Below are 12,088 nucleotides of genomic sequence, written 5' to 3' on the forward strand. Positions count from 1 at the left end.
GACCAGTTCGAGAAGGGACTGAACATCATCGAGCCGTACGACGACCCGTTCACGTTCGACGCGTAGACCAGGTGCTTGCCGTTGTAGACCACGTCGGTGAAGTCCTTCACCGAGGCCCACCCGTTCGCCGGCTGCGCCAACGCACCGGTCGACGACCAGCGGTACGTCGACGGCAGACTGCAGTTGCCCCCCGGCGGGGTCGACGTCCCGGACAGGCCGGTCCACTTCTGGTTGCTGCCGCCGGTGCAGTTCCAGAGCTGCACCGCCGTGCCGTTGGCCGTGCCGGCGCCCGCGACGTCCAGGCACAGCCCGGATTCGACGCCGACGATCGTGCCGTCGGAGTTCACCCGCCACTGCTGGTTCGCGGCGCCGCTGCAGGTCCAGATCTGCACCCGGGTACCGGCCGTGGTGGCGTGGCCCGGCACGTCCAGGCACTTGTTGCCGTACACGGTCAGCTGGTTGCCGGACGTCGACGTCCACAGCTGGTTGGTGCCGCCCGAGCAGTCGTAGATCTGCAGGGACGCGCCGTCGCGCTGGTCGGCGTTCGACACGTCGAGACACCGGCCGGAACCCGCACCGCGCAAGGCGCCGCTGGTGTCCGCCTGAGCGGGGGTTGCGACGAGCATCGCCGCCAGCGCCGCCACGGCCGCGACCACGGCGGTGAGCACCGCGGACACCGGCCTGCGACTGGAACCTCGTTTGTGCATGGGATCTCCTTCGTGAACGGATGGAGCTGTCACCCGGCTTTGTTATCGCTCACATACGCGGGTGCGCGCCTGCCGTGAGCGCGCACCCCCGCGGCTCAGGTCACTTGAAGTTCCAGTGCTGGTTGGCGCCGCCGTTGGAGTCCCAGATCTGGACGGGAGTGCCGTTGGCGGTCTGACCACCGGGGATCTCCAGTGCGCGGCCGCTGGCGACGTTGGTCAGCGTGTAGGAGCCGTCGCTGTTCTGCCCGGCCCGCCAGTGCTGGTTGGCGCCGCCGTTGGAGTCCCAGACCTGCATCTTCGTCCCGTTGCCCGTCTGGTTGGCCGGCTCGTCCAGGGCGCGGCCGCTGGCGATGTTCGTGAGCGTGTAGGAGCCGTCGCTGTTCTGGGTGGCCCGCCACTGCTGGTTGGCGGCGCCGCCGGCCTCCCACACCTGGAGCGGGGTGCCGTTGCCGTTCTGTCCTGCGGGCTCGTCGAGAACGCGTCCGGCGGCCACGTCGGAGAGCGTGTAGACGGTGCCGGAGACGATGCCCCCGCTCGGCGTGCCGTTGGCGCTGCCGCCCAGGGTGGTGAGGACCGCGCCGTACGCGGGCTTCTTGTTGCCGTTGTTGTCGAACAGCAGGGGGTTCTCGCCGCTGCGCCAGGAGTCGCTGTCGCGGATGCCCCATGCCGTGATGCCGGTGCAGCGGGCGACGGACAGGCAGGCGTTCACCGCGTTGGCGTACGCGGTGGTGGACGCCTGGGCGATGTCGAGCTCGGTGAGCTGGACGTCAACGCCCAGAGCGGCGAAGTCGGACAGTGTGGTCCGGAAGTTGGACGGCGGGCCGCCGGCGCCGAAGTGGCTCTGGAAGCCGACGCAGTCGATGGGCACGCCGCGGGACTTGAAGTCCTTGACCATGGTGTAGACGCCCTGGGTCTTGGCGTCGGTCCAGTTCTCGATGTTGTAGTCGTTGTAGCAGAGCTTGGCCGAGGGGTCGACGTTCCGGGCGGTGCGGAAGGCCTCCTCGATGAAGCCGTCGCCCAGCACGTTCTGGAACACCGAGCTGCGGTGCCGGCCGCTGCCGTCGTCGGCGAAGGCCTCGTTGACGACGTCCCAGGCGTAGATCTTGCCCTTGTAGTGGGACATCTCGGTGGTGATGTGGTTGTCCATCACGCCGCGCAGGGTGTTCGCGTCGCCGATGGAGCTGACCCAGGACGGGAGCTGCGAGTGCCAGACCAGGGTGTGGCCGCGCATCCGCTGGCCGTGCGCCGAGGCGTGGCCGACGATCGAGTCGGCGGGGGCGAAGTTGAAGTTGCCGCGGGAGGGTTCGATGGTGTCCCACTTCATCTCGTTCTCCGGGGTGATCATGTTGAATTCCCGGTCGAGAATGGTGGAGTACGTCGCGTCACCGAGCCGGCCGGCGGCCACGGCGGTGCCGAAGTAGCGGCCGCTGCCGGCAGCGGCCGCGCCCAGCGTGGTCGACCCGGCGGCATGAGCCGCGGGGCTCGCGGTGACGACGGTGGCCGCACCGACGAGCATGCACGCGGCCGCCGTCAGGGTCTTGCGGGGGAGGGGTTTCGTGTGGAGCCAGGGCATGACGGATCGTTCTCCTCGGGTGGGGGATGCCCGCGCGCCGGTCGGGGGCGGGCGTCGTCCTGGTAGTCGTGCGCGTACTGCCGGGTGGAGCGGTTCCTGCTGGGGCGGCGGGGGCGTGTCCGCGCGGCGCCCGGCCGACTGTCCGGCACTGACTGTGAGCGTTAACAATCAAGGGCGGACACGGGCCCGGCCCCGCAGGTGCAGGTGAGATCTCCGGCAGGCGTGGTACGGCGTCAACGCCTGGGGCGGTGGCGGGTCGTCAGCTCGCGCTGCAGGAGACCGTCGGCCACGTGGTGCTGCCGTTCTTCATCACGGTCATGCCCCAGGTGTTGCCCGCGCCGTTGGGGGTGGCAACGAGGGTCTGGGCGTCGGGGTAGGACGCGTTGATGTTCCAGGTCGAGCTGATCTTCTCCGGGGAGGGCACCTTCACGGTGACCTTCCAGGGGGTCGATCCGGTGACCGAGACGTTCAGGTTGTACCGGTCGCTCCACGAGTCACCGGCGGAGAGTGTCGCGGTGCAGCTGCCGCCGGTGCCACCGCCGGTGCCGCCGCTGGAGGAGCCGAGCGTGATGTCGGAGCTGCCACTGCTCCGGTAGCCCTCGGTGGCCATGATCTCGTAGTTCATGGTGCCGAGGTTCATGCCGTACTTGGCCCACGCGTCGAAGTGGTTCCCGACGGTGATGGTTCCGCCGGTCCGCCTGGCCTGACGGACGCTCCAGTACTGGTTGAAGGTCTTGATGCCCTCGATGGAGGGGGCGTTGTAGCGCGTCGTCTCGTAGATGTCGTAGGTGCCGCCGTCCGTGGTGACGGTGCCCTTGTACGCGCCGGTGGGCTTGTAGGAGCCGTAGTTCTCGACGACGTAGTACTCGACGAGCGGGTTGGTGCTCCAGCCGTAGAGCGAGAGGTAGGCGTTGCCGCTGGTGCTCCACGTGCCCGAGTAGGTCACCGGGTTGCGTGACCCGGTGCTCCAGCCCTTGCCGGCGACGAAGTTGCCGGCGCCGCTCCAGGAGGTGCTGTAGTGACCGCCGCCGTTCAGGGACATGGAGGCCGCACCGGTGCCCTCGGTCCAGAACGAGTAGAAGTATCCGCCGTCGGTGCCGGTCTGGTTCGTGGTGACGGTCGCGGCCTCGGCGGTGCCGGGCGCGACCAGGACGGCGGCGAGGGCCAGGGGGAGGACGCGCGCCTTGCCGGCCGGCCGCCGGGGGTGATCGACCTTGCGGCTCTTGCGGTGGGGAAAGTTCACGGGGGTGATCCGTCCTGCCGATGGGTGGGAGTGCAGCACTGCGCCGCCGACGGCCGCGAGGGTGGGGTCGCACGGACGGCGTCGCGCAGTGGTTGCACGGAACCGGCTTGTCGTCAACAAGTCCGCGCTTGTGGGTGGTTGGCGACGCGGGGGCCGGGATCCGGGGCCGCTCGGACTTGTCGACGGCGCCAGTGTTGGCCTGAGCCCGACAAGTTGTCAACGCTTTCGACCGAAACAGCGATACCTTCGCCCGCTCTCAGGCCCGCCCCCGCCGGTGAACGTGCTGGCCAGGCGCTCGGCGGTCGACCGCCGGGCCCAGGGGCTCGGTCAGGAGCCTCCCGATTTCCCTACGGTTCCCCCACGTTCCCCACGGGTGGATCGCAATCAACGCGGAAGAACTGCGAAAGTTTCGCGATCCGGATGTCGGTGCCCCGTCGGGGCTGCTCGCGGCGCGGGGGCCAGTGCCGCTCCGGTCAGGGCCGGCTGGGCGCCACGGCGCTGGAGCGCACCACCAGGGTGGTCGACAGTTCGAGGCGGGTGGGGGACGCCGGGGCCTCCCCGGTGCGGAGGGCGAGGATCAGACGGGTCGCCTGTTCGGCCATCTCACGCAGGGGTTGGCGGACGGTGGTCAGTGCGGGGCTGGTCCATTGCGCGATGTCCAGGTCGTCGTAGCCGACCACGGACAGGTCCTCGGGGATGCGCAGGCCGCGGACCCGGGCGGCCTCCATGACCCCGAGCGCCTGGAGGTCGCTGCCGGCGAAGATCGCGGTGGGCCGGTCGGGGAGCTCCAACAGCCGTTCGGCCTGGGCGAATCCGCCCTCGGTGTGGAAGTCGCCGAAGGCGGTCAGCGCGGGGTCGACCGCCAGGCCGGCCATGGACATCGCGGAGCGGTAGCCGTCCAGTCGGGCCAGGGAGCAGAGGGTGTCCTCGGGGCCGGTGACGATGGCGATGCGCCGGTGGCCGAGCTCGATCAGGTGCCGGGTGGCGGCGAGGCCGCCGGCCCAGTTGGCCGAGCCCACCGAGGGCACGTCCGGATCGGGGTTGCCGGCCGGGTCGACGATCACGAACGGGATGGAGCGTGCGCGCAGTTGGCGCTTGAACTCGGGCGGCAGGCTGGAGAAGACCAGCACGACACCGAGGGGGCGCCGGCGCAGCACCGCCTCGATCCACTCCGGCCCGGGGGCGCGGCGTGAACCGCTGTGGGTGACCACGACCGCCGCTCCGTGCTCGCTCGCCACGGCCTCGACGCCACGCAGGAGTTCCATCGCCCAGAGGCTGTCGAGCTCGTGGAAGACGATCTCGACGAGGGGTGCTTCCCCGCCGCCGCGCGCGGCGCGCCGGTAGTCGTGGCCGCTCAGGACCTGCTCGACGCGGACGCGGGTGGCCGCCGCCACGTCGGTACGGCCGTTGAGGACCTTCGAAACCGTCGAAACGGAGACCTCGGCCTCGCGCGCGATGTCCGCGAGGGTCACCCGTCCCAGTTCATCGCCCTTTTCCATGGAGGCAGCATAAGGCACGGGCGGCGCAGGGCAGTTGGCGCATCACGCTTCAGTAACCCCCGATCCGGGGGGTTGACCCGAAACCTGTCCGCAACCTAGCGTCCCGGCCAGCGGTAATTTCGAGAAACAGGTCGAAACTTTAGGGGACTTGTGATGAAGAGGCGCACTTTAGCGGCTGCACTCGGCCTGGCCGCGGTCATGGCGGGGACGACCGCCTGCGGCAGTGGCGGTTCCTCCTCCGCCGGCGGGGGCTCCGGCACGATCCACGTCCTGGTCTACGGGGACGCCAGCAACAAGGTCGAGAAGCAACTGGTCGACACCTTCAACAAGACGTCGAAGGTCAAGGCCGTCCTGGACACCATCCCCGGCGCGGACTACCAGGCCAAGCTCAACACCGTCATCAACACCCCCCAGGCGCCGGACGTCTTCTTCAACTGGGGCGGCGGCAGCATCCAGCCCTATGTGAAGTCCGACCTGCTGCTCCCGTTGGACGACATGATCGCCGCGGACCCGGCGCTGAAGAGCAACTTCCTGCCGTCGGTGTTCAACACCGCGGTGATCGACGGCAAGTCCTACGGCATCCCGATGCGCGGCACCCAGCCGGTGCTGCTGTTCACCAACAAGAAGGTGCTGGCCGACGCCGGCCTGGGCGCCCCGAAGACCTGGGACGACCTGCTGGGCGTCGTCCGGGCGCTCAAGGCCAAGGGCATCACCCCGATCGCCCTCGGCGGCGGCGACCAGTGGCCGACCCTGATGTGGTACGAGTACGTGTTCGACCGTGTCGCGGGCCCCGAGCTGTTCCGGAAGGCGCTGTCCGGAGACCGGAGCGCCTGGGAGAGCGAGGACGCCAAGAAGGCCCTGGGCATGCTCAAGCAACTGGTCGACGCCGGGGCGTTCGGCTCGAACTTCGACTCGGTCAAGTTCACCGACGGCGGCTCCCCGGCCCTGCTGGCCAAGGGCAAGGCGGGCCTGGAGCTGATGGGCTCCTGGGAGTACGCCACCCAGCGGGACGCCAACCCCGACTTCGCCAAGAGCGGTCTCGGGTACGGCAACTTCCCCGCCATCGCCGGCGGCAAGGGCGACCCGGCCGACGTGGTCGGCAACACCAACAACTTCTACTCGGTGCTGAAGAAGAGCAGGCATCCCGAGGCAGCCGCCGCCTTCCTGAAGCTCATGTACTCCGAGGAGTTCGTGAAGGCACAGCTGGCGATCGGCAACCTGCCGACCACCACCAACACCGAGCAGTTCCTCGCCACCGCGGACAACCCCGACTACTCGAAGTACCAGTACGACCTGGTCAAGGCCGCCCCGTCGTTCCAGCTGTCCTGGGACCAGGCGTACCCGCCGGCCGCCAACGCGCCGATCCACACCGCCGTCCAGCAGTTCTTCAACGGCAAGCTCGACGTGGACGGCTTCATCAAGGCCATGCAGGCCCTGCCCGCCTCCTGAGACGGATCGCCATGAGTGCTCCCTCCTTGGTGTCCGGGTACGGTCGCCGCCTGCGGGCGCGGCCTCGCCGGACCGGCGTCGGGGTGACCCGCCCGGGCCTTGCCTGGGCGCTGCCCGCGACCGTGTTCTTCCTGATGTTCGCGCTTCTGCCGCTGGTCCTGGTGGCGGTGCTCTCCTTCACCAACTGGAACGGCGTCGACGCCCCCCGGTTCAACGGCTTCGCCAACTGGACCAAGCTGCTGCACGACCCGGTGATGACGCAGAGCGTCGGTCTGACCCTGGTGCTGACCGTGGCCGGCGTGGTCGTACAGACCCCGGTGAGCATCCTGCTGGGCGTGTGGGCGGCCGGTCGCCAACGCAACCGTGCCGTGCTGTCCGCGATCTTCTTCGTCCCGCTGCTGCTGTCCGCGACCGCGATCTCGGTGGTCTGGCGCGCCATCCTCGACCCCAACTTCGGTGTGCCGTCGCAGCTGCAATGGCTCTTCGGCGACGGCAATCTGATGGGCAGTCAGAAAAGTGCCATCGCGGTGCTGACCTTCGTCGGCATGTGGCAGTGGACGCCCATGCACGCCCTGATCTACCAGGGCGGCGCCCGGGCGATCCCGCAGGTGCTCTACCAGGCCGCGTCCATCGACGGCGCGGGCAAGGTGCGGCAGTTCTTCCACATCACCCTGCCGCAGCTGCGCAACACCGTGATCACGTCGATGATCCTGATGCTGGTCGGCGGCCTCACCACCTTCGACACCGTCCTCATCCTCACCCAGGGCGGCCCCGGCACCGACACCACCAACAGCGCCTACTACATGTACCAACAGGCTTTCAAGAGCTTCGACTTCGGCGCGGGCTCGGCCATCGCCCTGGTCCTCGTGGTGGTCGCCGCCCTGATCTCGCTGGCCGTCGTGCGCCTGTCCGGCTACGACAGGATGCGCAGCACGACGGAGGGACTTTGATGCGACGGCGTCCCAACCACCTCGCCGGGCTCGGCTCGCTGCTCTGGCTGGCGCTGGTCGGCTTCCCGCTGTACGTCCTGCTGATCGCGACCTTCCGGACCCGCTCCGACTACTCCTCGCAGGGGCCGCTCACCTTCCCCGCGCAGCTGACCCTGCAGAACTACATCGACGACTTCTCCAACGGCTTCGGCCGGGACTTCCTCAACACGCTCCTCGTCACCGTGAGCGTGGTCGCGATCGTGCTGCTCGTGGTGCCCCCGCTCGCCTACGCGATCGTCCGGGCCCGGGGCAGGACCATCGGCACGGTCTTCCGGATCTTCCTGCTGGGGCTGGCGATTCCGGCGCAGGCCGTGATCGTGCCGATGTTCTACGTCATCAGCAAGGCCGGCCTCTACGACAACCTGCTCGGAATCATCCTGCCCACCGCGGCGTTCTGCCTGCCGGTGTGCACGCTGGTCCTCACCGGCGCGATGCGGGACATCACCGGCGAGCTCTACGAGGCCATGGCCATGGACGGTGCCACCCCCTGGCGGGTGTTCTGGCAGCTGGTGCTGCCGCTGTCCAGGGGCGGTCTCTCCTCCGTCGTGGTCTTCGCCGCGCTGCAGGCGTGGAACGGCTTCCTGTTCCCGCTGATCCTCACCCAGTCGGAGAGCACCAAGGTCATCACACTCGGCCTGTACGACTTCCAGACCGAGCACGGCGTCGACGTGCCCGGTCTGCTCAGCGCCGTCGTGCTGTCGACGCTCCCCGTCCTCATCGTCTACCTGTTCGCCCGACGCGCCTTGGTCCAAGGCCTCATGGGCGTCGGAGGAAAGTGACCGGCAACTTGACTTCCTCTCCCTCGTGGACGAGGGGGATTCCCCTCAGCCTCGCGGTTGAGCCGCTGCGCGTGTGCGCTGCGGTGGGACTACTTCCTGCTTCGCCGACGACTGCCCGCCCGGAGTGCTCCGTTGAGGTCTTACACCGTCTCCACAGGCTGCAACCGCCAGTCCGGCGGCCAGGATATTGCGTGCCGCGTTCACGTCCCGGTCATGGGTCGTCCCGCAGTCACACGCCCACTCACGGACGTTCAGCGCCATCCTGCCCCGCAGGGTGCCGCACTGCGAGCACAGCTTGGAAGAGGGGAACCAGCGGTCGACGACCACGAGTTCCCGCCCGTACCAGCCGGCTTTGTATTCCAGCATGGACCGCATCGCGGACCACGACGCGTTGGCTATCGCACGGGACAGCTTCCGATTCTGGATCATGTTGCGGACAGACAGGTCCTCGATCACGAGCGTTTGGTTTTCGCGCACGAGTCGAGTGGTGAGCTGATGCAGGAAGTCCCTGCGGCGATCCGCGATACGGGCGTGGACGCGGGCGACCTTCAGCCGGGCCTCGGCCCGGTTGGCGGAGTCCTTGGCCTTGCGGGACAGGTCCCGCTGGGCCTTGGTCAGGCGCTCGCGGTCACGGCGCTCATGGCGGGGGTTGGTGATCTTCTCCCCGGTGGACAGGGTGACCAGCGCGGTGATCCCGGCGTCGATCCCGACGGCAGCCGTGGTGACGGGCATGGGCTCGGGGTGGTCATCGCACAACATCGAGACGAACCATCGCCCGGCGCCGTCCCGGCGGACGGTCACGGTGGACGGCTGCGCACCAGCGGGAAGCGGACGGGACCACACGATATCGAGCGGTTCCGTCATCTTCGCGAGCCTCAGTCGGCCGTCCCGGAAGCGGAACGCCGACGAGGTGTACTCGGTGGATGCACGGGACTTGTGCTTGGACTTGAACCGGGGATACCGGGCACGCTTCTGCCAGAAGTTCGAGAAGCCGCTCTGCAAATGCCGAAGCGCCTGCTGCAGCGGAACCGACGACACCTCGTTGAGATGAGCCAGTTCCTCGGTCTTCTTCCACGCCGTCAGCATGGCGCTGGTGGCGTTCTAGTTCACCCGCTCCTGGCGCAGCGTCCACGCCTCCGTACGGGCGTGCAACGCCATGTTGTAGACCTTCCGGACACACCCGAACGTGCGCGACAGCTCAGCTGCCTGCACATCGGAAGGGTAGAAGCGGAACTTGAACGCCCGCTTCACCGAAGTGGTCTCCACGGATCACACGCTAACACCATTCCTGATAGATACATGACGCTTGATCATCTACCGAAACACCGCACCAGCTTGACGGCGCTTCGGCTTTCCCTGACCCGCTACGCGGGCAATCCGTTTCCTCCCCCGGCTGAAGCCGGGGGTATCCACGGAGGTATCCGATGAACCTGGCCGTCCCGTCCACCGCTCCGACCGCCCGCTGGCGCGACCGCGCGCTCAGCCCCGAGGAACGCGCGGACGCCGTGCTCGCCGAGATGACGCTGCCGGAGAAGCTGGCCCAGCTCGTCGGCGTCTGGGTCGGCGCCTCCGACGAGGGCGGAGACGTCGCCCCGCACCAGCACGACATGGAGGATCCGCCCGCCCTCGACGACCTGCTCCCGTCCGGGCTGGGCCAGTTGACCCGGCCCTTCGGCACGGTGCCGGTCGACCCGGCGCTGGGCGCGCTCTCACTGGCCCGCAGCCAGCAGCGCATCGCCGCCGCGAACCGGTTCGGCATCCCGGCCCTCGCGCACGAGGAGTGCCTGGCCGGCTTCGCCGCCTGGGGTGCCACCGCCTACCCGGTGCCGCTCTCCTGGGGTGCCACCTTCGACCCGGACCTGATCCGGCGGATGGCCGCGGCCATCGGCCGCGACATGCGCGCGGTCGGCGTCCACCAGGGCCTCTCCCCAGTCCTCGACGTCGTCCGGGACGCCCGCTGGGGCCGGGTCGAGGAGACCATCGGCGAAGACCCCTACCTGGTCGGCACGGTGGCCACCGCCTACGTGCAGGGCCTGGAGTCGGCGGGGATCGTCGCCACGCTCAAGCACTTCGCGGGGTACTCGGCCTCGCGCGCCGGACGCAACCTCGCCCCCGTGGGCATGGGCGCGCGGGAGCGTGCCGACGTGATCCTGCCGCCCTTCGAGATGGCGGTGCGCGAGGGCCGGCCCCGTTCGGTCATGCACGCCTACACCGACACCGACGGCGTCCCCTCGGCCGCCGACGAGGCGCTGCTGACCGGGCTGCTGCGCGACAGCTGGGGCTTCGAGGGGACCGTGGTCGCCGACTACTTCGGCATCGCCTTCCTCAAGGTGCTGCACGGCGTCGCCGGAGACTGGGCCGAGGCCGCCGCACTCGCCCTGGCCAGTGGCGTGGACGTGGAACTGCCCACCGTCAAGACCTACGGGGAGCCGCTGCTGCGCGCCGTCGAGGACGGGACCGTGCCCGAGTCGCTGGTCGACCGGGCGCTGCGCCGGGTGCTGGTGCAGAAGGCCCAACTCGGCCTGCTGGACCAGGACTGGGAGGCCGTCCCGGCGGCGATCGCCGGTCGGCCGCTCGACGACCCGCACGCGCTGCGCGGCTCGGTCGACCTGGACCCCCCGGAGAACCGCGCCCTCGCCCGGGAGATCGCCGAGCAGGCCGTGGTGCTGCTGCGCAACGACGGCACCCTGCCGCTGCGCGGCCCCCGCCGGATCGCGCTGATCGGCCCCAACGCCGACACCCCGACCTCGGTGCTGGGCTGCTACGCCTTCCCCGTGCACGTCGGCAGCCAGCACCCCGGGATCCCGGTCGGCATCGAACTGCCCACCCTGGGCCAGGCGTTGGCAGCCGAGTTCCCCGACAGCGAGATCCGGACGGTGGCCGGGGCGAGCGTCGACGGGCTCGACACGTCCGGCTTCGCCGAGGCCGTCGAGGCGGCCCGGCAGGCCGATGTCGTGATCGTCGCCCTCGGGGACCGGGCCGGCCTGTTCGGGCGCGGCACCAGTGGCGAGGGCTGCGACGCCGAGTCCCTGGAACTGCCCGGCGTGCAGCAGCAGTTGCTCGACGCACTGCTGGACACCGGCAGGCCGGTCGTGCCGGTGCTGCTCGCCGGCCGCCCCTACGCGCTGGGACGCGCGGCGACCGAGGCGGCGGCCCTGGTGCAGACCTTCTTCCCCGGCGAGGCCGGGACCGGGGCGATCGCCGCCGTGCTCAGCGGCCGGACCAACCCCTCGGGCCGACTGCCGGTCAGCATCCCGGCCCGGCCGGCCGTGCAGCCCTCCACCTACCTCGCCGCCCGCCTGGCCGGACCCAGCGAGGTGTCCAGCACCGACCCGACCCCCGCGTTCGGATTCGGGCACGGCATCGGCTACACCACGTTCGCCTGGACCGACCTGGAGGTGGAGCAGGCCGCCGCCACGACCGACGGCGAGTTCGGCCTCGCCTTCACCCTGCGCAACACCGGTGAGCGGAGCGGCAGCGAGACCGTCCAGCTCTACCTGCACGACCCCGTCGCCTCCGTCGTCCAGCCGGTCCTGCGGCTGATCGGCTACCGGCGGATCACCCTCGACGCGGGGGCACGGACCCGGATCCGGGTCCGCGTCCCCGCCGACCTCGCGTCCTTCACCGGACGCGACGGCCGACGCATCGTCGAGCCGGGCGAGCTGGAACTGCGGGTCTCCGCCTCCAGCACCGACGTCCGGCTCACCGCCACCGTCCGACTGGACGGCCCGGTCCGCGCGCTGGACCACACCCGGCGCCTGCACGCGGACTTCCGGTGCACCTGATCCGTCACCGGGCCGGCCGCCGACGGAACCTTCCCCACACCCCCTGGCAATCCCGACGGAGAGG

Annotated in this window: 7 protein-coding genes and 2 pseudogenes; 4 read left to right on the forward strand and 5 right to left on the reverse strand. The window is 69.7% G+C overall.

What is annotated here, in order from left to right; genetic code table 11:
• The 4 genes and pseudogenes from ACZ51D_RS24775 to ACZ51D_RS24790 form a co-directional block, all read right to left on the reverse strand.
• Window positions 1-707 (reverse strand): RICIN domain-containing protein (locus ACZ51D_RS24775; protein WP_465663547.1); only part of this gene is annotated, 707 nt, incomplete at its 3' end.
• Window positions 708-810: 103 nt separating this feature from the next.
• Window positions 811-2,280, reverse strand: a pseudogene (locus tag ACZ51D_RS24780) (glycoside hydrolase family 10 protein); the annotation flags it as partial.
• Between the two features lie 259 nt (window positions 2,281-2,539).
• A complete protein-coding gene (locus ACZ51D_RS24785) occupies window positions 2,540-3,523 on the reverse strand; it encodes a glycoside hydrolase family 11 protein (protein ID WP_465663548.1) in 984 nt (327 codons plus the stop codon).
• A gap of 473 nt (window positions 3,524-3,996) precedes the next feature.
• Complete coding sequence (locus ACZ51D_RS24790; RefSeq protein ID WP_360504470.1) at window positions 3,997-5,022, reverse strand: LacI family DNA-binding transcriptional regulator; 1,026 nt, start codon at window positions 5,020-5,022, stop codon at window positions 3,997-3,999.
• 198 nt (window positions 5,023-5,220) lie between these two features.
• Here ACZ51D_RS24790 and ACZ51D_RS24795 point away from each other — a divergent pair, with 198 nt between their 5' ends.
• From ACZ51D_RS24795 to ACZ51D_RS24805, 3 genes are read left to right on the forward strand one after another with little or no spacing between them, the layout of a single operon-like run.
• Window positions 5,221-6,471: an ABC transporter substrate-binding protein gene (locus tag ACZ51D_RS24795; RefSeq protein ID WP_465663549.1), complete on the forward strand. Its 1,251-nt coding sequence runs from the start codon at window positions 5,221-5,223 to the stop codon at window positions 6,469-6,471.
• Between the two features lie 11 nt (window positions 6,472-6,482).
• On the forward strand, window positions 6,483-7,421 hold the full coding sequence (locus tag ACZ51D_RS24800; protein WP_465663550.1) for a carbohydrate ABC transporter permease: 939 nt from the start codon (window positions 6,483-6,485) through the stop codon (window positions 7,419-7,421).
• Window positions 7,421-8,239: a carbohydrate ABC transporter permease gene (locus ACZ51D_RS24805; RefSeq protein WP_465625973.1), complete on the forward strand. Its 819-nt coding sequence runs from the start codon at window positions 7,421-7,423 to the stop codon at window positions 8,237-8,239. The genes ACZ51D_RS24800 and ACZ51D_RS24805 overlap by 1 nt, the downstream gene beginning before the upstream one ends.
• Before the next feature lie 45 nt (window positions 8,240-8,284).
• On the opposite strand, the pseudogene ACZ51D_RS24810 reads toward ACZ51D_RS24805, so the two are convergent.
• Window positions 8,285-9,505 (reverse strand): annotated as a pseudogene (locus tag ACZ51D_RS24810) (RNA-guided endonuclease InsQ/TnpB family protein).
• Between the two features lie 158 nt (window positions 9,506-9,663).
• Here ACZ51D_RS24810 and ACZ51D_RS24815 point away from each other — a divergent pair.
• The gene (locus tag ACZ51D_RS24815; protein WP_465663551.1) at window positions 9,664-12,024 is read left to right on the forward strand and encodes a beta-xylosidase/alpha-l-arabinosidase; all 2,361 of its coding nucleotides are present in this window, start codon (window positions 9,664-9,666) and stop codon (window positions 12,022-12,024) included.
• Window positions 12,025-12,088: the final 64 nt, after the last annotated feature.

This window comes from Kitasatospora sp. NPDC033851, from assembly GCF_055576085.1.